We start from the raw sequence: 21,484 nt of genomic DNA on the forward strand, positions 1-21,484 counted from the left end.
GCCGGAGGAGCGGACGCCGTCCCGGGGGAGCGGGCCCGCCGCACGGGGGGCGTACGGTGCCGGTATGGCGCACACGAATACCGGCACCGTGCGGAGCGTGGTCTCTCTCGTCCCCTCCCTCACGGAGGCCCTGGCGGTCACGGCGCCCGATCTGCTCACCGGTGCGACGGACTGGTGCAGCCACCCTCCCGGCCTGGACGTCACCCGGGTCCGGGGCACCAAGAACCCCGACCTGGAGCGCATCGCCTCCCTCGCGCCCGACCTCGTCGTCGCCAACGAGGAGGAGAACCGCGAGAGCGACCTCGACGCGCTGCGGGCCGCCGGCATCGAGGTCCTGGTGACCGAAGTACGGTCGCTGCCGCAGGCGTTCGCCGAACTGGAGCGCATGCTGACCCGCGGCTGCGGGCTGCCGCGCCCCGCGTGGCTGCGGGCAGCGGAGGACGCCTGGCACGACGCCCGGGCGGAGTTCGACCTGCGGGCGGTCGTGCCCGTCTGGCGCAGGCCGTGGATGGTCCTCGGCCGGGACACCTTCGCGGGTGCGCTCCTGGCCCACCTCGGCGTGCACAACGTCTACGAGACGCACCCGGAGCGGTATCCGCGGGTGACTCTCCAGGAGTTGAACGAAACGGGCCGCGCCGACCTCGTCGTCCTGCCCGACGAGCCGTACGCCTTCAACGCCGAGGACGGGCCGGAGGCCTTCCCCGGCCTTCCCGCCGCGCTCGTCTGCGGACGGCACCTCACCTGGTACGGTCCCTCGCTCACCGAGGCGCCGGCGGTGCTGGCCGGGCAGCTGCGCAAAGCCCTCGGCTGACCGGCCGGTTGGCCGGTTGGCTTCCTGCACGCAGCCGGGCCGGCGTCGGCGGCTGTGCGTGAACGCGGCGTTCAGGGGCGGCTGTTGTGGGTGCCCGGCGTGCGGCCGAAGGCGCGGCGGAAGACGTCGATGAAGGCGCTGGTCGAGGCCCAGCCGCAGCGGTGGGCGACCGCGGTGACCGGTTCGTCCGCGGCCAGCAGCCGGAGTGCGTGGTAGAGGCGGAGCTGGGTGCGCCACTGCGGGAAGGTCATCCCCAGCTCCCGCCGGAAGAGACGGCTGAGCGTGCGCTCACCGGCCCCCGCGGCGTGCCCCAGCTCCGCGAGCGTGCGGGAGTCGGCCGGGTTGTCGTGGAGGAGGCCGCAGACGGTGCGCAGGCGGGCGTCCCGGGGCGCGGGGAGGGGGAGGGGCTGCTGCGGCGACACCTTGATCTGGTCGAGCAGCACGGCGCGCAGGCGGCGCCGCTCGGGCCCGTCCAGCCCGCCGTCGCGCGTGCACTCGAGGATCAGCTCCCGGAGGAGGGGGCTCACGGTGAGGACCGCCGGCGCGTCCAGACGGAGGGGGTTGACCGTGGCGGGGATGCCCAGCAGGTGCAGGTCCAGGTGCCCGTGGGCCCGGTGCGCGTGCACGCATCCGGCGGGGACCCAGATCGCCCGGGTGCCGGGTGCGAACCAGGTCCCCGCGTCGGTGGTCACCGCCAGCACGCCCGAGCCCGCGTAGATGATCTGGTGGTCGTCGTGCCGGTGGGCGTCGATGCTCTGACCCGCGGCCAGTGTCTGCGTGCGGGTCGGTGCCTGCGGGGTGTGGCGGATTTCGGGCATGAACCGGCAGATTATCGGAAGCGGGCCGAGGTCTCCCTGCGGACGATCGACGGATGGCAACGAAGCAGAGCCCGCTTACAGGGCCGGTGGTGCGGCTGTCCCTCGGGCACGCCTGCGTGGACGTGTACCAGGGCGCTGTCGCGGCCCTCGTGCCGTTCTTCGTCCTGGAGAGGGCGTACAGCTACGCGGCGGCCTCGGGCATCGTCCTGGCCGCTTCCCTCCTCTCCTCGGTGGTGCAGCCGCTGTTCGGGGCCCTCACCGACCGGTGGACAATGCGCTGGCTGCTGCCCGTGAGCACGCTGACGGGCGGCGCGGGTGTGGCCCTGGCCGGCGTCAGCGACTCCTACGCCGTCACGCTCGCCGTCGTGGCCGTCTCCGGCATCGGCGTGGCCGCCTACCACCCGGAGGCGGCCAGGGTGGCCCGTCTGGCGAGCCGGGGCAGCCACACCGCGATGGGCTGGTTCTCCCTCGGAGGCAATCTCGGCTTCGCGGCGGCCCCGCTGCTCGTCACCGCCGTCGTCGCCACGGGAGGACTGCGCGCCTCCCCGCTCCTCGTCGTCCCGGCCCTGGCCGGAGCGGCGCTGTGCGTCGCGGCGCTGCGCGCGACCGGACCCGCGAGCGGGACGCGGACCGTGGGAGGGAGTGCCGGAGGCGAGGGCACGGACGACTGGCCCTCGTTCCTCAGGCTGACCGGCGCGATCGTGTGCCGCTCGATCGTCTTCGTCGGCCTGAGCACCTTCATCGCGCTGTACGTGCGCCAGCGGACGGGGGGAGGGGAAGCCGTCGGCACCGCCGCGCTGACGGTGCTGTACCTGGGAGGGGCCGTGGGCACCGTGGCCGGGGGGAAGCTGGCCCAGCGCTGGGGCCGGATCCGGGTCGTGCAGTGGTCCTACGCGCTCACGGTGCTCGCCGTGGCCGGGGTCGTGCTCGTACCCGGCCCCCCGGTCCTGGTCTTCGTCGCTGCCGCCTCGGCGGGCCTCTACGTGCCGTTCTCCCTGCACATCACGCTCGGCCAGGACTACCTGCCCCGGCGGGTGGGCACGGCCTCCGGCGTCACCCTCGGCCTGACCGTCAGCGTCGGCGGGCTCGCCAGCCCGCTCCTCGGGGCGGTGGCCGACGCCGCGTCGCTCCGGACGGCACTCGCGCCGCTGATCGTGCTGCCGGCGCTCGGCTGGCTGCTGCTGCGCCGCCTGGAGGAGCCCGGCATGTTCGCGGTGGCGCCGGAGCGCACCGGGGACACCGGTGCCGAGGACGGTGCGCCGGCGCCGGACCGCGAGTGACGGGCCGTCCCGCCGTCAGCCCGGACGCGGGGATGTGCACGTTCGGACGCCGCAGCCGCAGGTCTCAGGCTCGCGAGACCTGCGGCTCCGAGGGTGCCGCCGCGGCCGGTTCCGGGGCTCCGGAGGCCGCTTCCACCAGCGCCCGCATGACGCGGGTGTCCTCGCCCTCCTCCGGGTGCCACTGCACCGCGAGGACGAACGGGTGCTCGCTGCCGGGAAGTTCGACTGCCTCGACGGTGCCGTCCTCGGCGTATGCGCTCGGCACCAGCCCGTCGCCCAGGCTGCCCAGGGACTGGTGGTGGTACGTCGGCACGGAGACGGGTTCCGGGAGGGCCCGGGCGAGCCGGGTGCCCGCCACCGGCCGCACGTCGTGGTGGGCGAAGACTCCAGGGCCGCCCCTGTGGCCCTCCAGATGCTGGACGAGGGTGCCGCCCCGCGCGACGTTCAGCAGCTGCATGCCCCGGCAGATGCCCAGCAGGGGGAGGCCCCGGTCGAGGGCGGCCTCGATGAGGGCGAGCTCCCAGTCGTCGCGCTCCCGGTCGGGTGGTCCGCACTCCGGCTCGGGCGCGGCGCCGTAGCGCACCGGTTCCACGTCCGGGCCGCCGGAGACGACGAGCCCGTCCAGGCGGGAGACGACCGCCTCCGCACGCTCCGGGACGTCCGGCGGCAGCATCACCGCGCAGCCGCCCGACCGCTGGACGAGGCGGGGGTATCCGGCGGGCAGCACCGCGGCGCGGTGCTGCCACACCCCCCAGCGGACGTCGTTCTCCAGGTAGGTGCTGATGCCGATCAGCGGCGTGTGCATCGGTGCCTCCGGCGGCGGACGGCCGCGTCCGGCCCCGGTGCGGGGGCCTCGGCGGTCTTGACGGTTCCGGGGTCGCGGAGCCCGCCGCGTCCCGGCCGCCGGACGGCCGGCGCGGAGGGCTCCCGCGAACCTTCTGGCAGCTTACGGACCGGCCTTGGCGGCCGGCGCCTCCGGCTCGCCCCGGCCGGTGTCCCGCTCCAGCTCCGCCTCGGCCGCCGCCAGCGCGGCGAACTCCTCCTCCGGGGCCGCTGCCACCAGGTGGTGGCGGCTGTAGAAGGCGAAGTAGCCGACGGCGACGGCGTACAGCACGAACGCGATGCCCGCCGCCTTCGGGTCCACCAGGAACGTGGCGACGACCGCGGCGCACGCGAGCACGAAGCCCACGGACGACGTCACGAGACCGCCGGGTGTGCGGTACGGGCGGGGCAGCTCGGGCTCGCGGCGGCGGAGCACGATGTGGGAGAGCGTCATCAGGACGTAGCTGATCGCGGCGCCGAAGACGGCGATGTTCAGCATCCGCGCGCCGTCGCCGGTGTAGGCCGCCAGGGAGAAGCCGATCACGCCCGGGACCAGCAGGCCCAGGTAGGGGGCCTTGCGGCGGCTCGTCAGCGACAGGAAGCGGGGCAGGTAGCCGGCGCGCGAGAGGGCGAACAGCTGCCGCGACCCGGCGAAGATGAGGGAGAAGAAGGAGGCCACCAGACCGGCCAGGCCCGCGTAGTTGACGATCCTGCTGAGGGTCGTCGGGTCGCCGCCTGAGGCCGATTCCAGCGCCGCGACGAGCGGGTTGTCGGCGTCCTTGATCGCGTCGGAGCCGGCGGCTCCGGCCGCGGGCAGCAGCGTGAGCAGGGCCAGCAGCACCAGGATGCCGATGGACCACGCGAGGGCCTTCGGCATCGACCTGACCGGGTCGCGCGTCTCCTCGGCCGCGAGCGGTACGCCCTCGACGCCGAGGAAGAACCACATCCCGAACGGGAAGGCGGCCCAGATGCCCAGCAGGCCCAGCGGCAGCCACGAGTTGGAGCCGAAGGCCGACCCGTCCACGGCGACGTCGTTCAGCGAGCCCGCGTCGAAGTGTGTGAACGCGCCGATGCAGAAGACGAGCAGCGCCGCGACCGCGATGCCGGTGACGACGAAGCTGAAGCGCAGCGCCTCCCCGACGCCCCACATGTGGATGCCGATGAACAGCGCGAAGCACACGAGGTAGACGGGCCAGCCCGCCTCCACGCCGAAGAGGCCGAGGGACTCGACGTATCCGCCGATGAACACGGCGATGGCCGCCGGCGCGAGGATGTACTCGATGAGGATGGCGGTGCCGGTCAGGAAGCCGCCCCAGGTGCCGAGCGCGCGCCGCGCGAAGCCGTAACCGCCGCCGGCGGTGGGGAGGATCGAGGAGAGCTCCGCCAGCGAGAAGACGAGGCAGGTGTACATCGTGCCCATCAGCACGGTGGCGATGGCGAGGCCGCCGAACCCGCCTTCCGCGAGGCCGAAGTTCCAGCCCGCGTAGTCGCCTGAGACGACGTATGCGACACCCAGGCCGGTCAGCAGCAGCCAGCCGGCGCTGCCGCGGCGCAGCGAACGGCGCTGGAGGTATTGTTCGGCGCTCTCCTGGCCGGTCTCCGGCGACGGGTGCGAGGGTTTCGTTCCTTCGGCCATGACCGCTCCTGCCTACGGCATTGGTGTGGGGACATACCTTTGCCCTGCCGGGGACTCCAGCGCAACCCCCTGCACATTACGTCGGGGTCACACCTCGGGCCCCGCCCGCCCCCTGCGTACAGCGCACGACGGCTCCCGTACTCGCCGCCGCCGCAGGGCCGTTCATCCCAGGAAGCCCCGCAGCAGGGCCGCCGTTCCCGCGCAGTGCTCGCGGGCGACCGCGCGTGCGCGATCCGGGTCCCGGGCGAGGACGGCGTCGACGAGCGCCGCGTGCTGCTGCTGCGCGTGCTCCAGGTTCCGCACGAGCAGCGGTATCCGTCCCAGCAGGTCGTTGACCTTGGCGCGCACGGCAGCGTACTGCGTCGTCAGCGACGGGCATTCCGCCAGCTCGACCAGGGTGAGGTGGAAGAGGGTGTCGCTGCGCCGGTAGTCGGCGAGCGCCGCGTCGCGGGTGTCGTCGAGGGCGGCGCGCAGCCGGGCCGCCCCCGGTTCCGACAGGCCCTGCGACGCGCACAGTTCGGCGGCGCCCGCCTCCAGGACCTCGCGGAAGCGCAGCGCGTCGGCCACGTCCACGTCGGAGGCGCCGGACAGGGCGCGGGGTTCGTCCGCTGCGTCGGTGCCCTCGACTGGCGGTTCGGGGTGGTGCACGAACGTGCCGCCGTAGCGCCCGCGGCGGCTGACGACCAGGCCCTCCTCGGCGAGGACGCGCAGCACCTCGCGGAGCGTCACGCGGCTGATGCCGAGGCGTTCCGCGAGTTCACGCTCGGCGGGGAGGCGCTCGCCGTCCGGTACGAGGCCCAGGCGGACGATCTGCAGTATCTGCTCCAGCGCCTCCTCGAAACCGTTTCCTGCCCGCACCGGCCGCAGCACGGCGGCCAGCCGGTCCGGTTCGGGACGGTCCGCCGCGGCCCCCGCTCCGCGGCCGCCCCCGGACGTCACCGGCTCTCCCTCATCGGAACCCCTTCCGAACCAATGGTCTTCCGGACTACCTTATGACTTCCCGTGGAACGACAGGAGGCCGGACGTGGCAGAACGCACACCCCCACTCTCCGCCGACGAGCTGCGAGTGCTCGTCGAGAGGGAGGAGATCGACACCGTCGCGCTCGCCTTCACCGACATGCAAGGGCGGCTGCAGGGAAAACGGTTCGCGGCGCGCCATTTCATCGACGAGGTCATGGACCACGGCACGGAGGGCTGCAACTACCTTCTCGCCGTCGACGTGGATCTGAACACCGTCGACGGCTACGCGATGTCCTCCTGGGAACACGGCTACGGCGACTTCGCCATGCACGCCGACATGAGCACCCTGCGCCGCGTCCCGTGGAACCCGGGCACAGCGATGGTCACCGCCGACCTCGCGTGGCACGACGGCTCTCCCGTCGTGGCGTCGCCCCGGCAGATCCTGCGCCGCCAGCTCGACCGGCTCGCCGAGCGCGGCTGGAGCGCGTACATCGGCACGGAGCTGGAGTTCATGGTCTTCCAGGACTCCTTCGAGCAGGCATGGAGCAGCGCGTACCGCGACCTGACGCCGGCCAACCAGTACAACGTCGACTACTCGATACTGGGGACCGCCCGGGTCGAGCCGCTGCTGCGCCGTATCCGCAACGAGATGGGCGCCGCCGGGATGAAGGTCGAGTCGGCCAAGGGCGAGTGCAACCTCGGCCAGCACGAGATCGCGTTCCGTTACGACGAGGCGCTCATCACCTGCGACCAGCACGTCGTGTACAAGACCGGCGCCAAGGAGATCGCGGCGCAGTCCGGTCAGGCGCTCACGTTCATGGCCAAGTTCGACGAGCGTGAAGGCAACTCGTGCCACATCCACCTCTCGCTGCGTGACGAGGACGGGTCGCCCGTCTTCGCCGACGAGGCGGGCGAGTACGGCATGTCCGAGACGATGCGGCACTTCCTCGCCGGACAGCTCGCGGCGATGCGGGAGTTCACCCTCCTCTACGCCCCGAACATCAACTCCTACAAAAGGTTCCAGCCGGGTTCCTTCGCCCCGACGGCCGTCGCCTGGGGCCCCGACAACCGCACCTGCGCCCTGCGCATCGTCGGACACGGCCACGGACACAGGCTGGAGAACCGGGTACCGGGCGGCGACGTCAACCCGTACCTCGCGGTGGCGGGCATGATCGCCGCCGGTCTGCACGGCGTCGACAGGAAGCTGGAGCTGCAGGACGCCTGCACCGGCAACGCCTACACCGGCGACGCGGAGCACGTGCCCGCCACGCTGCGGGAGGCCTCGGAGCTGTGGGAGCGGAGCACGATCGCGCAGGAGGCGTTCGGGTCCGACGTGGTGGCGCACTACCTGAACATGGCGCACGTGGAGCAGCAGGCCTACGACACGGCCGTCACGGACTGGGAGCGGTTCCGCTCCTTCGAACGGATGTAAGGACGCGACTTTGCACGACGAGCACCAGCAGCACGAACTCCCGGTCGTCAACCCGGCGACCGAGGAACTGATCACCACCGTTTCCGCCGCGACACCCGCCGACGTCGACGCGGCCGTGCGCCGTGCCGCGTCCGCCCAGACGGCCTGGGCGGCCCTCGCTCCGGGCGAACGCGCGAGGCTGCTGCGCCGGTTCGCGGTCGTCGTCGACGAGCACCTGGAGGAACTGGCCCAGCTGGAGGTCCAGGAGGCCGGGCACCCGGTGGGCAACGCCCGCTGGGAGGCCGGCAACGCCCGGGACCTGCTCGACTACGCCGCCGGGGGAGTGGAGCGCCTCAACGGCAGGCAGATCCCCGTCGACGGGGGCATCAGCGTCACCTTCGCCGAACCGCTCGGCGTCGTGACCGTCATCGCCCCGTGGAACTTCCCGATGCCGGTCGCGGCATGGGGGACGGCTCCGGCGCTCGCAGCCGGGAACGCCGTGATCCTCAAGCCGGCCGAGACCACGCCGCTGACCGCGCTGCGCCTCGCCGAACTCGGCCTCGAGGCGGGCCTGCCCGAGGGCCTCTTCCAGGTCCTGCCGGGCGAGGGACCGGTGGCGGGGACCGCGCTGGTGGAGCACCCGGGGGTCGCCAAGGTCGTCTTCACGGGATCGACGGCGGTGGGCAAGGACATCATGGCCAGGTGCGCGGCGGGTGTGAAGCGGGTGACGCTCGAACTGGGCGGCAAGAGCCCCAACATCGTCTTCTCGGACGCCGACCTCGCGCTGGCCGCCACCGCCGCACCGGGATCGTTCCTCGACAACACCGGGCAGGACTGCTGCGCCCGCAGCCGCATCCTCGTCCAGCGCGACGTGTACGACCGCTTCCTCGAACTGCTGGAACCGGCCGTCAAGTCGTTCGTCGCGGGCGACCCCGCCGACCCCGCCACGCAGATGGGGCCGCTCATCTCCGAGCGGCAGCGTGAACGGGTGCGCGGTTACGTCCCCGAGGACGCCTCCGCGCTCATCCGCGGGGAGGTGCCCGACGGCAAGGGCTACTGGTACCCGGCCACGGTCCTGGAGGGTGCGCCGGGCGACCGGCGCAGCGCCGAGGAGATCTTCGGCCCCGTCGCGGTGGCGATCCCGTTCGAGGACGAGGCCGAGGCCGTGCGCATCGCCAACGCCTCCGACTACGGCCTCTCAGGCTCCATCTGGACCCGCGACGTGGGCCGCGCGCTGCGCGTCTCGCGTGCCGTGGCCGCCGGGAACCTGTCGGTCAACTCGCACAGCGCCGTGCGCTACACGACCCCCTTCGGGGGCTTCAAGCAGTCGGGTCTCGGCCGTGAACTCGGTCCGGACGCACTGACCGCCTTCACCGAGACCAAGAACGTCTTCATCAGTACGGAGGAGCAGCCGTGACCGATCCGCTCACAGGCTCCGCAGGAGCAACGTCCGAGTGCCGCCGCCTCGTCGGCCGCACCGCCGTCGTCACGGGCGCCGGCAGCGGGATCGGCCTCGCGGCCGTGCGCCGGCTCGCGTCGGAGGGCGCGCGCGTGGTGTGCGCCGACGTCGACGCCGAGCGCGGAAAGGCGGCGGCGGAGGAGGCCGGGGGCCTGTACGTCGAGACGGACGTCACCGACCCCGAACAGGTCGAGGCCCTCTTCAGGACGGCGTACGACACGTACGGCAGCGTCGACGTCGCCTTCAACAACGCGGGCATCTCGCCGCCGGACGACGACTCGATCCTCACCACCGGGCTGGACGCCTGGCAGCGCGTGCAGCAGGTCAACCTCACGTCCGTCTACCTGTGCTGCAAGGCCGCGCTGCCCTACATGCGCGAGCAGGGGCGCGGGTCCATCATCAACACCGCCTCGTTCGTCGCGGTGATGGGTGCGGCGACCTCGCAGATCAGCTACACCGCCTCCAAGGGCGGAGTGCTGGCGATGTCGCGGGAGCTGGGCGTGCAGTTCGCGCGGGAGGGGATCCGCGTCAACGCCATCTGCCCGGGCCCCGTCAACACCCCGCTGCTGAAGGAGCTGTTCGCGAAGGATCCCGAGCGTGCGCAGCGCAGGCTCGTCCACGTTCCGCCGGGGCGCTTCGCGGAGCCGGAGGAGATCGCCGCGGCCGTGGCGTTCCTGGCCAGTGACGACTCGTCCTTCGTCAACGCCACCGACTTCATGGTGGACGGCGGGATCTCCGGGGCGTACGTGACACCGGTCTGATCCCGCACCGGCGAGGGCCCGGGGCGGCCCCCGAGCCGGTGATTTCCCGTCGGCGGCCACCCGGCCGGGCGGAGTCCATGTGACTCGCACACGTGTTGCCCTACAGTGCGAGAGGTGAGCATGACGACACCGCCCGGCTGGTACCCCGACCCGGGCAGCGCGTACAAGCCCAAGTCCCGCGCGCAGGAACGCTGGTGGGACGGGAGCGCGTGGAGCGGCCAGACCCGTACCCGCGGGGCGGTGCGCGGCCCCCTCGTGGCGGGGATCGTCGGCGGGCTCGTGCTCGTCGCGGCGCTGCTCGTGGCCTCCGTGCTCGTCTTCGGCGCGGGCGTCGGGCGGAGTACGGGCGACGAGGCGGGCGGGCCGCCCCCGCCGGAAGCCCCGCCCCGCGACGACGGGCCCGGCGGCAGCGGCGAACTCCCCGAGGAGGACGGCGGGGAGGGGGAGGTCCCGGCGAGCGGCGTCGACTTGCCCGTGCTGGACGGCTGGCAGCACGACCCTCTCGCGCCCATGGTCACCACGGGCGAGTACACGTGTCCCGGAGACGGCGGCGAGAACTGCCTGCGGGGCTCCGCGGTCATCGTCGTCGCCGGCACGGACACCGGCAGCGCGGAGGACGCGGCGAAGAGCGACATCGGCCGCTTCGCGAAGACCGCCTACAGCAAGGGCACGTACGGCGGCATCACCTCCCACAAGGCGGTGGCGTCCGAGAAGACCACCGTGGCGGGGGAGGAGGGCTACCGGGTGCGCTGGAAGATCGTCAACCGGACCAAGCCGGACGCGTACGTCGAGTCGCTGGCGTTCCCGCACCCCTCCGGATCCGGGGAGATGCTCCTGCTGCGCAGCGGTTTCGACATCCACCGCTCCGCGCCCCCGCTGAAGGACATGGACAAGCTGGCCGAAGGCGTCAGGGAACGGCCGGACGCGGGGACGGGCGGAGGACCCCCGGGCGAATCCGTCTGACCGTCACCGGCGCAGCGCCGGCGCGGACGGTCCGGGCCGCGCCCCGCCACGTACCGGCCAGGCACCGCCGGAAGCACCGCCCGCTAGCTAGAGGAACGTGCGGCCCTCTCCCCGGTACGTCGGCAGCACACCGGTGACGCGGTCGCCGCTCACCAGGTGCAGCTCGGCGAAGCGCTCGCACAGCTCGCCGGCCTTGGCATGCCGGAACCACACGCGGTCCCCGACCAGCAGGTCGTCGGCAGGGGACCCTAGCAGCGGCGTCTGCACCTCGCCTGCTCCCTCCTGGGCGTCGTAGCGCAGCCCCTGCGGCAGATACGGCTGGGGCAGCCGGTCCCTGCCGGGAGCGCCGGAAGCGGGGTAGCCGCCGCCGAGCACGGTCACCACGCCCACCCCGGGCCGCCGCACGACGGGCAGCGCGAAGAGCGCGGCCGGACGGCCCGTGAAGGAGCGGTAGTTGTCGAAGAGGCGCGGAACGAACAGCCCGGAGCCGGCGGCGACCTCCGTCACCGCCTCCTCGGCGGCCGTGTGCTGCACGCTTCCCGTCCCGCCGCCGTTGACGAACTCCAGGCCGGGCTCGATCCGGCGCACCGCCTCCACCGCCGCCGCCCGCCGTACCGCAAGCTCCCGTCGCGCCGCCGCCTGCATGAGGCGCACGCCGCGCGAGCGCAGCCGGCTGTCCGGGGCCGCGTCGCCCACGCCCGCGACGTGCCCTTCGTAGGCCATCAGGCCGACCAGACGGAAACCCTTCCTGGCGGTCACCGCCCGCGCCAGCTCCGCCAGTCGGGACGGTGTACGGACGGGGGAGCGGCGCGCCCCGATCCGTATCCGGCCGCCCAGCAGCCGCAGCGAGGTGTCGAGTTCGAGACAGATCCGGATCTCCTGAGTGCCTCCGTCCCGGGCGGAGTCGACGAACGCGAGCTGCTCGGGGTCGTCGACCATGACGGTCACGGCCTGCGCGAGTCGGGGGTCGGAGGCGAGTTCCGCGAAACCGGCCCTGTCGGCCGAGGGGTAGGCGAGTACGACGTCGTCGATGCCCGAGCGGGCGAGCCACAGCGACTCCGCGAGCGTGAAGCTGAGCACCCCGGCGAAGCCTTCCCGGGCGAGCACCCGTTCCAGCAGCCCGCGGCAGCGCACCGACTTGCTGGCCACCCGGATCGGCTTGCCGCCTCCGCGGCGCACCAGGTCGTCGGCGTTCGCGTCGAACGCGTCGAGGTCCACGACGGCGAACGGCGCGTCGAGAAGCGAGGTGGCCCGGTCGTACCGGGCCCGGTCCGCGGCGAGGTCGGCAGAGGTGTCGAACACCCGTGCAGCTTGCCAGAGCGCGACGGCCCGCGACAGTGGACGAAAGGCGGCCGAGCCTCGCCGACCGGGTTGCCGGAACCACCAGTTCGCCCCGTAGAGTGACGGCCGCACGCTGCGTGAGGCCGACCCTGCGGCGTGTTGTCCGTTACGAACCGGCATGCCCCGAAAGGCATTCGTGTGGGGTGGCACTGCGCGCGGGAGGGGTGCAGATGAGCACTGACGCCGACCGCACGGAGCCCCCGGATTCACCCAGGCCCCACCCGGAGCCGCCGCGCGAGCACTCCAAGGTTCCGGCGCCGCCGGCCTTCCCGCCTCGCCCGGCGGCCCCGCCGCGTCCCAGCGCTCCGCCGCGCCCCAGCGCCCCGCCGATGCCCTCCTCACCGCCGCAGCCCAACTGGCCCGGAAACACGGCCGGTTCAGCGGCCGGCCGTGTGCCGGCAGCAGGGAGGGGCGTGCACGGCCCCGCGGAGCACACCCAGAAAGACGAGCCCACCGCACAGATGCCGCACGATCCGGAATCGGACGACGTCCGTACCGCCGCATCGAAGTCCCTTCCCGCACAGGACGCGAGGCTGCGCCTGCCCGCCCCGTCCGCGCCCCCGCAGCCTCCGCCGCCCACCGGCGCACCGCTCACCCCGGAGACGCTGCGCCGCAGGGCCTACGCCGGAGGCGCCGGACCCGGCCCCCTCCCGGCGGGCAACCCGATGCCGCCCGACGCGGGCCGGGCGGAGTTCGGCTCCGCACCCCTGCCGGAGTCCGGGGCGGAAGGCGGGGCTTCCGGATACGGGCCGCACACTGCCCGGCTCCTTCCCGTACGTGACGCCTCGGCGCACCGCCCCGCGCCCCGCACTGTCGCGGCAGCCGTCTGCCTCGTGCTCGGGGTGGGCCTGCTGGGCGGCGCAGGTGCGGGGATGACGCTCACCGGCGACTCCTCCGAACCGGCCTCTCCTGAGCAGGTGTTCGAGCGGGCCGGGGCGATGTGGCACGAGACCCCCGTCGACGAGCTGTTCCCGCGCGTACTCGAAGGGCTGGGCGCCGGCCCCGGCAGCGCCGACCGCAAGTGGGTGCGCGTCGCCGTCGCACCCGACTCCGACTGCCGCAACGCGTTCGACCCCTTGTTGACGAAGGCCCTCTCGCCGGTGGGCTGTGAGCGTCTGCTGCGCGCCACCTACGCCGACGAGACGACCAGCAGCGTCACCACGGTCGGACTGGTCTTCACCCGCAGCGGCCAGAGCGGCATGCGGAGCCTGCGCAAGCGCTTCGCGGTCGAGAACCTCACCGAGCGCACGGACCTCATGCCGCGCCCGTACCCGGCGCGCGGCACCGTCGCCGCCGACTTCGGCGACGCACAGCGCGCCAGCTGGACGGTGCGGGTGCTCGCCGACGCGCCGGTCGTCGTCTACGCCGTCACCGGATTCGCCGACGGACGCGTCGTCAGCGACCCGCAGGCGGCCGCGGAGGCGACCGAGAAGGGCGAGACGTCCGCCGCCGCGCAGGCGGGACTCGGGCACGACGCACAGGGCATCGCGGACCGTATCGAGCGCCGGCTGCGCAACACGGCCGCAGGGCGAGGGGGAGGCGACCAGTGACGCACAGCCGTCGCGAACAGCAGCATGTACCCGCGGGGACCGGCGGCCCGTCCGGAGCCGCACCGGCAGACTCCTGCGGGAGCCGCCCGGAACCGGCTCAGGCGCGGCCGCCCGTCCCGGCCCGCTCGCGCCGCCCCGACCGGCGGCACCGCGTGCGCCGTGCCGCCGTCCTTCCGCTCGCGATGCTGCTCGCGCTGCTGCCGGCGGCCGGGAGCGCGTACGCCGCCGGTGAGGACCTGCCGCGCGAGAAGTGGGGGCTGAAGGCCATCCAGGCGCCGGACGCCTGGAAGACGACGAAGGGCAAGGGCATCACCGTCGCCGTCCTCGACACCGGTGTGGCGGCCGACCATCCCGACCTGAAGGGCAACGTGCTGCCCGGCCGGGACTTCGTCCGCGTCGGTGCCAAGAAGGGCGACCGCGAATGGGCCCGTCACGGCACCGCCATGGCCAGCCTCATCGCGGGGCACGGACACGGCGGCGGCGGCCGCGAGGGAGTCACTGGCGTCGCACCCGAGGCGAAGGTCCTTCCTGTGCGGGTGCTCCTCGAGGACGCCGACCCGCAGCGCAAGAAGGCCCGCAAGGAGAGCGCGGGAGCATTGGCCGAGGGCATCCGCTGGGCGGCCGACAAGGGCGCCGACGTCATCAACCTCTCCCTCGGCGACGACAGCGACTCCGCGCACCCGGAGGCCCGCGAGGACGCCGCCGTGCGGTACGCCCTGAAGAAGGGGTCCGTCGTCGTCGCCTCCGCCGGCAACGGCGGGGAGGAGGGCGACCACGTCTCCTATCCGGCCGCGTATCCCGGCGTGATCGCCGTGACCGCGGTCGACCGGCGCGGGGCGCGGGCCGCGTTCTCCACGCGCCGCTGGTACGCGACCGTGGCGGCACCGGGCAAGGACGTGCTGATAGCCGATCCGGACCGCCGCTACTACGAGGGCTGGGGCACGAGCGCCGCCTCGGCCTTCGCCTCCGGCGCGATCGCGCTCGTACGGGCCGCACACCCCGACCTGAGCCCGGCCCAGATCAAGGAACTCGTCTCCGACACGGCCCAGAACACCCCCGAGGGCGGCCGCAGCGACGCCCTCGGCACGGGCGTCGTCGACCCGGCGGCCGCCATCGAGATGGGCTCCAACATCAAGCCGCGCAAGCAGCAGCCCAGCCCGCAGCCGTACCAGAACGAGTTCTTCGGCGCGGGTCCGGACGACGGCCTCAGCGCGGGCTGGCTGGCCGCCATCACCGGATTCGTCGGCCTGCTGCTGATCGCGGGCGCGGTGGCGGTGCACCGCGGCGTGAACCTGGAGACGCTGCGCGGTCTGCGCGGCCGCATGACCGGACAGTGACACCCCCGGAGCCGCAGACCGGGACGCGGAGACCGGGGCCGCCCGGCGGAGGCCCCGGGCCCACGGTCTAGGCTCGTGGCCCGTGGCGCTGAAGAACATCCCGGACCCCGGCTTCGCCGACGACACCGGCGCGGCGGACCCCGCGCTCGCCGCGGCCCTCGAATCCTGGCACGCGGACCGTACGGACCCCGACGCGGAACCCGGCGTCCTGCGGGCGCTCCGGAAGGCGCGCCTGCTCGTACCCGTCGTCGCCGTCCTCGGCGAGAGCACGACGGACGCCTCCGGGCTGCGCCGCGACAAGTCCAGCGACATGGCGGTGCCGACGCTCACCGCCGCGGGCGGACGCCGCGCCCTGCCGGCGTTCACCAGCACCGACGCGCTGAGCCGCTGGCGCGAGGACGCCCGGCCGGTGGCCGTCCGGCTGCCTCAGGTGCTGCAGGCCCTCGCACAGGAGGAGGCCGACACCCTCGTCCTCGACCTCGCCGGACCGGTCACCTACCAGCTCACCGGGCCTGCGCTGCGGGCCCTCGCCGAGGGGCGCAGCGAGCTCCGCCCCGCCCGCGACCCGGACGTCGTGGCCGCGCTGCGGGCGATCCTGGCCGCGGAACCGGACGTCGCCGGCGCGCATCTGCTGCCCGGCGGCGCGGACTGCGACGCCACGCTGGCCCTCGCGCTGGCCCCCGGCGCGGAGGCGGCCGCCACGGCACGGCGCCTCTCCGGCGCCCTCACCGCCGATGGGACGCTGCGTGCCCGGCTCGTGCACGGTCTCGCACTGGCGCTCCTCCCCTCGGGCAGCGCACTGCCCGAGCGTGCCTTCTTCGTGCGCTGACGGGCCTCTCCGAGCCCCTCCAGCGGCATTCACCCGCTCGACATGCGAGCCCGGCGGAGCCGCCACAGACTCGAAGCATGATGGAGCAACTCAGACATGTCAGGAGTGCCATGTCGGCCGACACCGAGCTGCAGACCACTGCGGCGGAGTTCCTTGGGACCCTGGTCCTCGTGTTCTTCGCGGTCGGCGCCTCGGTGCTGTCGGGCGAGTACATCGGCACCCTCGGTATCGCCCTCGCCTTCGGCTTCACGCTGCTGGCGCTCGCCTACGCGATCGGGCCCGTCTCGGGTGCACACGTCAATCCGGCCGTCACCCTGGGCATGCTCCTCGCCAAGCGCCTCGACATGCAGACGGCCGTGCGCTACTGGGTCGCGCAGGTCGCCGGCGCCATCGCAGGGGCGGCGCTGCTCTTCCTGGTGGCGAAGCAGGTACCCGGTCTGCGCACGAGTGAGGCCTTCGGCACCAACGGCTTCGGCGACCGCTCGGCAGTGCGCATCAACCTCGGCGGAGCCTTCGTCACGGAGCTGCTGCTGACCGCGCTGCTCGTGTACGTGTTCCTGTGCATGACGCACAAGGTGACCGTGGCGGGCTTCGCCGGCCTTCCGATCGGCATCACGCTGGCCGTCGTCAGCCTCATCGGCATCCCGCTGACGGGCGCCTCGGTCAACCCGGCCCGCAGCCTCGGCCCGGCGATCTTCGCCGGCGGCGCCGCCCTGACACAGCTGTGGCTGTTCCTGGTGGCACCACTCCTGGGCGGGGTGCTGGCCGTGGTCGTGCACCACGTCACGCACCCCGCTGCGGGCGCCGAGATGAACAGGAACCTGCAGCCCTCGGGCGGCCCCCGCTGAGCGGACGCCGCCGAGGCGTCAGGCCGGTGCCGGACTCAGCCGATCACGGGACCCGTGAACTTCTCACCGGGCCCCTGCCCCGGCTCGTCCGGCACGGCCGAAGCCTCACGGAAGGCCAGCTGCAGCGACTTCAGGCCGTCACGCAGGGGAGCGGCGTGGTACGAGCCGATCTCGGTGGCGCTCGCGCTGACCAGACCGGCGAGGGCGTGGATCAGCTTCCGCGCCTCATCCAGGTCGCGGTGCTCCTCGCCCCCTTCGGAGAGCCCGAGATTCACCGCCGCGGAACTCATCAGGTGGACGGCGACGGTGGTGATCACCTCCACCGCCGGCACGTCCGCGATGTCGCGCGTCATGCTGTCGAAGTCGGGGGTGCCGGACGTACCGGGGGAACCGCCGGCGGACCCGGCCGGGCCGGTGGGTGCGGAGTCGCTCATGCGTGCCAGCCTAGAGCTTCCGGCCTCCGGGGACCCCGGTGGGGAGCACCTCCGGCCCCTGGTATGCTGGGATATCGACCGGCTGGAGAACATCTCTTCAGCCCGCAAGTGGAGGCTCCGAACTCCCACCTGACGGTCCCCGGGACCGCGGGTCAACGGTCAGGCTGCGCCCCCGCGGAATGTCGCGTCGGTGCTCCCGGTCTTTGAGGAGCCCCGCCTGTGTCCGTGAGGGGCGTTTTGTGCGTCTCGGCGCGGTGGTCATCGAAATCTGACTGCGCGCGGCCGTCCGCCAGACCGCCGCGTGGTGTACCCGAGGAGGCCCCATCAGCGCCGAGCCCCGCATCAACGACCGGATTCGCGTCCCCGAGGTGCGACTCGTCGGTCCCAGTGGCGAGCAGGTCGGCATCGTGCCGCTTGCCAAGGCCCTGGAGCTTGCGCAGGAGTACGACCTCGACCTGGTCGAGGTGGCAGCGACGGCACGTCCGCCCGTGTGCAAGCTCATGGACTACGGAAAGTTCAAGTACGAGTCGGCCATGAAGGCCCGTGAAGCGCGCAAGAACCAGGCGCACACGGTCATCAAGGAGATGAAACTCCGGCCGAAGATCGACCCGCACGACTACGACACCAAGAAGGGTCACGTCGTCCGGTTCCTCAAGCAGGGTGACAAGGTCAAGATCACGATCATGTTCCGCGGACGTGAGCAGTCCCGCCCCGAGCTGGGCTTCAGGCTGCTGCAGCGCCTCGCGGACGACGTAGCCGACCTGGGTTTCGTGGAATCCAACCCGAAGCAGGACGGCCGTAACATGATCATGGTGCTCGGTCCGCACAAGAAGAAGACCGAGGCGATGGCCGAGGCCCGTGAGGCTCAGGCCGCCCGCAAGGCCGGCCGCCAGCAGGAAAGCAGCCCTGTGGAGGAGCCCGCCGAGGAGCCCGCCGAGGCGTGAGCCCTCCTGGGGCCCCGCCTCGGAAACCCGAAACAGCGACACACGACGCTTCCGTATGCCGGTCCGCCGGCGGACCGGGGCGTCTCCGACGAGGAGTGAACGGCGACATGCCGAAGAACAAGACGCACAGTGGTGCCCGTAAGCGCTTCAAGATCACCGGCTCCGGCAAGGTGATGCGCCAGCGTGCCGGTCGCCGCCACCTTCTCGAGCACAAGCCGTCCACGCTGACGCGCCGCCTTGCCGGCAAGACCGAGATGGCCCCGGCCGACGCCAAGAAGGTCAAGAAGCTTCTCGGCAAGTAAGGCCAGCCCGACCGGGACCCAATCGATTCGGGCTGGGTGGTCCACCCACCAGACCGGCCCCGTGTACCAAGGAGTTATCAAGTGGCACGCGTCAAGCGGTCAGTGAACGCACACAAGAAGCGCCGGGCGATCCTGGAGCAGGCCAGCGGCTACCGCGGCCAGCGCTCGCGGCTGTACAGGAAGGCGAAGGAGCAGGTCACCCACTCCTACGTCTACAACTACAACGACCGCAAGCGGCGCAAGGGCGACTTCCGGCAGCTGTGGATCCAGCGGATCAACGCCGCCGCCCGCGCCAACGGCATCACCTACAACCGCTTCATCCAGGGGCTGAAGGCCGCCAACATCGAGGTGGACCGCAAGATCCTCGCCGACCTGGCGGTCAACGACGCGGGCGCCTTCACCGCTCTCGTCGAGGTGGCGCAGAAGGCCCTTCCGAGCGACGTCAACGCTCCGAAGGCCGCCTGAAGCACGCGCCGCGCACGCGTATGACGCACAGCAGCGGACCGGCAGGCACGTGCCTGCCGGTCCGCTGCTGTTGCGTGGCCGCCCGCCGGCCGTGCGTCCCCGTTGCGGGCCGCCGGGCCCGCAGAGCCGCAACGAACCGTGAAGTGAGCCGCCGCCCATGGGCACCACCCCCGATCCGATCTCGCCTCGCTCCGCCCGCGTCGCCGCCGCACGGCGGCTGGTCCGGCGCAACTTCCGCGCCAAGGACCGGCGCTTCCTCGCGGAGGGCCCCCAGGCCGTGCGCGAGGCGGCCGCACAGGGCGCCGCCTCCGGTGAGCGGGGCAGCAGGGAAGGCCCCGTGCTGCTCGAACTGTTCGCGACCGCCGAGGCCGCCGAACGGCATCCGGAGATCGTGGAGCAGGCCCGCGTCGGCGGCGCACGCGTCCACCTCGCCGAGGCCCCGACGCTGGACGGCATCGCGCAGACGGTCAGCCCGCAGGGGCTCATCGGGGTCTGCCGTTTCGTGGACCGTCCGCTGGACGAGCTGATCGCCGCACGTCCTCGCCTCGTGGCCGTCCTCGCGCACGTACGCGACCCCGGCAACGCGGGGACGGTGCTGCGCTGCGCCGACGCCGCGGGAGCCGACGCCGTCGTCCTCACCGACGCCTCCGTCGACGTCTACAACCCCAAGGCGGTGCGGGCGTCGGCCGGTTCGCTCTTCCACCTGCCCGTGGCAGTGGGCGTGTCCGCCGCCACCGCCGCGGAGAAACTGCGGGCCGCAGGCGTGCGTGTGCTGGCCGCCGACGGCACGGGGGAGCGCGACCTCGACGGCGAACTCGACGCCGGCACGATGGGCCGCCCCACCGCGTGGGTCTTCGGCAACGAGGCCTGGGGTCTGCCCGAGGAGACGCGTGCTCTGGCAGACGCGGCGGTGCGGGTTCCCCTCCACGGCCGGGCGGAGAGCCTGAACCTCGCCACCGCGGCCGCCGTCTGCCTCTACGCCTCCGCCCGCGCGCAGCGCTCGCCCGGCGGGTGCCGGGCGGGGACGTGGCACGAGGAGGCACAGGCGTAGACACAGTGCGGGCGTGCGCTCCGCTTCGTACGCCTGACGCGCTCCCTCCGGCTCGCGTGCGGCTTCGACGCCACGTCTCGGGGAGGGACAGTGCGCAGAGCGCCTAGTAGGGTGGCTCGCCCGGGGGCGGAGGCGAGTGGTCAGAAGGGGGCGGCGTCGATGGACGTCCGGGCGTACGGCACCCAGGCACGCGGGGTGGTCTCCGGCGCCGACGGCCACGGCAGGAGGACCGGGGGCCTCACGGAGCCGGTACCGGGCTCGCCGGCGGGTCCCGCCGCCGGGCAGGCTTCCCACGAGACCGCCGCGAACCGCCTCCCCTGCGGCGAGGGCCAGGCCGTACACCCCGACGATCTTCCCGACGGGCTCGTCGTCGCCGACAGCACCGGGCACGTCGTCTGCTTCAACGCCGCCGCCGCACGCCTCACGGGCTGCGACCCGTCGGAAGCGCTCGGGCTGCCGCTGCACAGCGCGCTGCCCCTGGAGGACCTGGACGGCCGGCGCTGGTGGCAGCTGACCGACCCCTACGGCGGCCTCGCCACCCGCACCCGCCAGCCCGAGCGGAACCTGCTGCTGCCCGGCGGCCGTGAGGTGCTGGTGGCCGCGCGGTACGTACGCGCACGCCCCCAGGGGCCGCTGGAGCGGCTGGTCGTGAGCCTGCGGGGAACGGAGGCCCGCAGGCGGGCGGAGCGCAGCCACGCCGAGCTGATAGCCACCGTCGCCCACGAGCTCCGCTCCCCGCTCACCTCGGTGAAGGGCTTCACCGCGACGCTGCTCGCCAAGTGGGAGCGCTTCACCGACGACCAGAAGCAGCTGATGCTGGAGACGGTCGACGCCGACGCCAACCGCATCACACGGCTCATCGCCGAACTGCTCGACATATCGCGCATCGACTCCGGGCGCCTCGAGGTGCGCCGGCAGCCCCTGGACATCGCCGCCGCGGTGCGCCGTCACGTCGGGGCGCACATCGCCGCCGGACGCTCCGCCGACCGCTTCGTCGTCCGCATCGAAGACCGGCTGCCGGGGCTGTGGGCCGACCCGGACAAGGTCGACCAGGTGCTGGGCAACCTGCTGGAAAACGCCGTGCGTCACGGGGAGGGAACTGTCACGATCGATGTGGCACCCGCACGTTCCCGCAGCGACGAGCAAGGGACGGCAGTCACCGTGAGCGACGAAGGCCCCGGCATCCCCGAGGAGTCGATGAGCCGCGTCTTCACCCGCTTCTGGCGGGGCAGCAGGCGCGGCGGCACCGGCCTGGGCCTGTACATCGTCAAGGGCATCGTCGAGGCGCACGGCGGAACGATCACGGTGGGCCGCTCGGCCGCCGGCGGCGCCGAGTTCCGATTTACCCTGCCCGTGAGCGCCCCGGCCTTCATGGCCTGAGCGGCGCGCACGGGCTTCTCCGGCCCCCTTGGGCAGGCATGGCTCCCTCCCGGCTGTGAGCGGGGGAGGGAGCTCGGTGATC

General features: G+C 73.1%; 21 protein-coding genes. 15 read left to right on the forward strand and 6 right to left on the reverse strand.

The features are described from left to right. The first annotated feature begins 64 nt into the window (after positions 1-64). Entirely contained in the window at positions 65-811 is a 747-nt protein-coding gene (locus IEY56_RS06395; protein ID WP_189036084.1) for a helical backbone metal receptor, read from the forward strand. A 71-nt stretch (positions 812-882) separates the two neighbouring features. Here IEY56_RS06395 and IEY56_RS06400 read toward each other — a convergent pair whose 3' ends face one another. Further along, the gene (locus IEY56_RS06400) at positions 883-1,629 is read right to left on the reverse strand and encodes an AraC family transcriptional regulator (protein ID WP_189036085.1); all 747 of its coding nucleotides are present in this window, start codon (positions 1,627-1,629) and stop codon (positions 883-885) included. A 53-nt stretch (positions 1,630-1,682) separates the two neighbouring features. On the opposite strand from IEY56_RS06400, the gene IEY56_RS06405 reads away from it, so the two are divergent. Beyond that, positions 1,683-2,909, forward strand: a complete 1,227-nt coding sequence (locus IEY56_RS06405; RefSeq protein ID WP_189036086.1) for an MFS transporter — start codon at positions 1,683-1,685, stop codon at positions 2,907-2,909. A gap of 64 nt (positions 2,910-2,973) precedes the next feature. Here IEY56_RS06405 and IEY56_RS06410 read toward each other — a convergent pair whose 3' ends face one another. The 3 genes from IEY56_RS06410 to IEY56_RS06420 form a co-directional block, all read right to left on the reverse strand. Next, positions 2,974-3,714, reverse strand: coding sequence for a gamma-glutamyl-gamma-aminobutyrate hydrolase family protein (locus tag IEY56_RS06410; protein WP_189036087.1), 741 nt, complete (start codon positions 3,712-3,714; stop codon positions 2,974-2,976). A 141-nt stretch (positions 3,715-3,855) separates the two neighbouring features. Continuing rightward, the gene (eat, locus tag IEY56_RS06415) at positions 3,856-5,367 is read right to left on the reverse strand and encodes an ethanolamine permease (RefSeq protein WP_189036088.1); all 1,512 of its coding nucleotides are present in this window, start codon (positions 5,365-5,367) and stop codon (positions 3,856-3,858) included. Between the two features lie 162 nt (positions 5,368-5,529). Beyond that, positions 5,530-6,306, reverse strand: coding sequence for a FadR/GntR family transcriptional regulator (locus IEY56_RS06420; RefSeq protein WP_189036089.1), 777 nt, complete (start codon positions 6,304-6,306; stop codon positions 5,530-5,532). A gap of 85 nt (positions 6,307-6,391) precedes the next feature. Here IEY56_RS06420 and IEY56_RS06425 point away from each other — a divergent pair, with 85 nt between their 5' ends. From IEY56_RS06425 to IEY56_RS06440, 4 genes are all read left to right on the forward strand, one after another. Continuing rightward, the gene (locus tag IEY56_RS06425) at positions 6,392-7,759 is read left to right on the forward strand and encodes a glutamine synthetase family protein (RefSeq protein WP_189036090.1); all 1,368 of its coding nucleotides are present in this window, start codon (positions 6,392-6,394) and stop codon (positions 7,757-7,759) included. Between the two features lie 10 nt (positions 7,760-7,769). Further along, positions 7,770-9,155 carry an aldehyde dehydrogenase family protein gene (locus tag IEY56_RS06430; RefSeq protein WP_189036091.1) on the forward strand — a complete coding sequence of 462 codons (1,386 nt, stop codon included), beginning with the start codon at positions 7,770-7,772 and terminating at the stop codon, positions 9,153-9,155. After that, positions 9,152-9,958, forward strand: coding sequence for a 3-oxoacyl-ACP reductase (locus IEY56_RS06435; protein WP_189036092.1), 807 nt, complete (start codon positions 9,152-9,154; stop codon positions 9,956-9,958). The genes IEY56_RS06430 and IEY56_RS06435 overlap by 4 nt, the downstream gene beginning before the upstream one ends. Before the next feature lie 120 nt (positions 9,959-10,078). Then, the gene (locus IEY56_RS06440; RefSeq protein ID WP_229711686.1) at positions 10,079-10,921 is read left to right on the forward strand and encodes a DUF2510 domain-containing protein; all 843 of its coding nucleotides are present in this window, start codon (positions 10,079-10,081) and stop codon (positions 10,919-10,921) included. Between the two features lie 87 nt (positions 10,922-11,008). On the opposite strand, the gene IEY56_RS06445 is transcribed toward IEY56_RS06440, so the two are convergent. Beyond that, positions 11,009-12,223, reverse strand: a complete 1,215-nt coding sequence (locus IEY56_RS06445; protein WP_189036094.1) for an amino acid deaminase/aldolase — start codon at positions 12,221-12,223, stop codon at positions 11,009-11,011. A 452-nt stretch (positions 12,224-12,675) separates the two neighbouring features. Between IEY56_RS06445 and IEY56_RS28300 the strand changes: the two genes are divergently transcribed. The 4 genes from IEY56_RS28300 (at position 12,676) to IEY56_RS06465 (ending at position 16,826) form a co-directional block, all read left to right on the forward strand. Continuing rightward, the gene (locus IEY56_RS28300; protein ID WP_229711657.1) at positions 12,676-13,812 is read left to right on the forward strand and encodes a hypothetical protein; all 1,137 of its coding nucleotides are present in this window, start codon (positions 12,676-12,678) and stop codon (positions 13,810-13,812) included. 182 nt (positions 13,813-13,994) lie between these two features. Next, on the forward strand, positions 13,995-15,149 hold the full coding sequence (gene mycP, locus IEY56_RS06455) for a type VII secretion-associated serine protease mycosin (RefSeq protein ID WP_189036249.1): 1,155 nt from the start codon (positions 13,995-13,997) through the stop codon (positions 15,147-15,149). A gap of 82 nt (positions 15,150-15,231) precedes the next feature. Further along, a complete protein-coding gene (locus tag IEY56_RS06460; protein ID WP_189036095.1) occupies positions 15,232-15,978 on the forward strand; it encodes an SseB family protein in 747 nt (248 codons plus the stop codon). Between the two features lie 110 nt (positions 15,979-16,088). After that, positions 16,089-16,826, forward strand: coding sequence for an MIP family channel protein (locus IEY56_RS06465; RefSeq protein ID WP_229711658.1), 738 nt, complete (start codon positions 16,089-16,091; stop codon positions 16,824-16,826). A 35-nt stretch (positions 16,827-16,861) separates the two neighbouring features. Here IEY56_RS06465 and IEY56_RS06470 read toward each other — a convergent pair whose 3' ends face one another. After that, the gene (locus IEY56_RS06470; RefSeq protein ID WP_189036096.1) at positions 16,862-17,260 is read right to left on the reverse strand and encodes a DUF1844 domain-containing protein; all 399 of its coding nucleotides are present in this window, start codon (positions 17,258-17,260) and stop codon (positions 16,862-16,864) included. A gap of 272 nt (positions 17,261-17,532) precedes the next feature. On the opposite strand from IEY56_RS06470, the gene infC reads away from it, so the two are divergent. The 5 genes from infC to IEY56_RS06495 all read left to right on the forward strand — a co-directional run bounded on the left by infC (position 17,533) and on the right by IEY56_RS06495 (position 21,402). Then, positions 17,533-18,204, forward strand: coding sequence for a translation initiation factor IF-3 (gene infC, locus IEY56_RS06475; protein ID WP_189036251.1), 672 nt, complete (start codon positions 17,533-17,535; stop codon positions 18,202-18,204). A gap of 107 nt (positions 18,205-18,311) precedes the next feature. Continuing rightward, complete coding sequence (rpmI, locus tag IEY56_RS06480; RefSeq protein WP_045865535.1) at positions 18,312-18,506, forward strand: 50S ribosomal protein L35; 195 nt, start codon at positions 18,312-18,314, stop codon at positions 18,504-18,506. 81 nt (positions 18,507-18,587) lie between these two features. Continuing rightward, the gene (gene rplT / locus IEY56_RS06485) at positions 18,588-18,971 is read left to right on the forward strand and encodes a 50S ribosomal protein L20 (protein WP_189036097.1); all 384 of its coding nucleotides are present in this window, start codon (positions 18,588-18,590) and stop codon (positions 18,969-18,971) included. A gap of 157 nt (positions 18,972-19,128) precedes the next feature. Continuing rightward, a complete protein-coding gene (locus IEY56_RS06490) occupies positions 19,129-20,022 on the forward strand; it encodes a TrmH family RNA methyltransferase (RefSeq protein WP_189036098.1) in 894 nt (297 codons plus the stop codon). A 159-nt stretch (positions 20,023-20,181) separates the two neighbouring features. Then, the gene (locus IEY56_RS06495; RefSeq protein WP_189036099.1) at positions 20,182-21,402 is read left to right on the forward strand and encodes a sensor histidine kinase; all 1,221 of its coding nucleotides are present in this window, start codon (positions 20,182-20,184) and stop codon (positions 21,400-21,402) included. Positions 21,403-21,484: the final 82 nt, after the last annotated feature.

The organism is Streptomyces daqingensis (genome assembly GCF_014645895.1).
Lineage (GTDB): Bacteria > Actinomycetota > Actinomycetes > Streptomycetales > Streptomycetaceae > Streptomyces > Streptomyces daqingensis.

What these genes read in the sequence shown, in the direction of transcription:
- IEY56_RS06395 (WP_189036084.1), top strand. Translation starts at nt 65, where the DNA reads ATGGCGCACACGAATACCGGCACCGTGCGGAGCGTGGTCTCTCTCGTC.
- IEY56_RS06400 (WP_189036085.1), bottom strand. Translation starts at nt 1,629, where the DNA reads ATGCCCGAAATCCGCCACACCCCGCAGGCACCGACCCGCACGCAGACA.
- IEY56_RS06405 (WP_189036086.1), top strand. Translation starts at nt 1,683, where the DNA reads ATGGCAACGAAGCAGAGCCCGCTTACAGGGCCGGTGGTGCGGCTGTCC.
- IEY56_RS06410 (WP_189036087.1), bottom strand. Translation starts at nt 3,714, where the DNA reads ATGCACACGCCGCTGATCGGCATCAGCACCTACCTGGAGAACGACGTC.
- eat (WP_189036088.1), bottom strand. Translation starts at nt 5,367, where the DNA reads ATGGCCGAAGGAACGAAACCCTCGCACCCGTCGCCGGAGACCGGCCAG.
- IEY56_RS06440 (WP_229711686.1), top strand. Translation starts at nt 10,079, where the DNA reads ATGACGACACCGCCCGGCTGGTACCCCGACCCGGGCAGCGCGTACAAG.
- mycP (WP_189036249.1), top strand. Translation starts at nt 13,995, where the DNA reads ATGCTGCTCGCGCTGCTGCCGGCGGCCGGGAGCGCGTACGCCGCCGGT.
- IEY56_RS06465 (WP_229711658.1), top strand. Translation starts at nt 16,089, where the DNA reads ATGTCGGCCGACACCGAGCTGCAGACCACTGCGGCGGAGTTCCTTGGG.
- IEY56_RS06470 (WP_189036096.1), bottom strand. Translation starts at nt 17,260, where the DNA reads ATGAGCGACTCCGCACCCACCGGCCCGGCCGGGTCCGCCGGCGGTTCC.
- rpmI (WP_045865535.1), top strand. Translation starts at nt 18,312, where the DNA reads ATGCCGAAGAACAAGACGCACAGTGGTGCCCGTAAGCGCTTCAAGATC.
- IEY56_RS06490 (WP_189036098.1), top strand. Translation starts at nt 19,129, where the DNA reads ATGGGCACCACCCCCGATCCGATCTCGCCTCGCTCCGCCCGCGTCGCC.
- IEY56_RS06495 (WP_189036099.1), top strand. Translation starts at nt 20,182, where the DNA reads ATGGACGTCCGGGCGTACGGCACCCAGGCACGCGGGGTGGTCTCCGGC.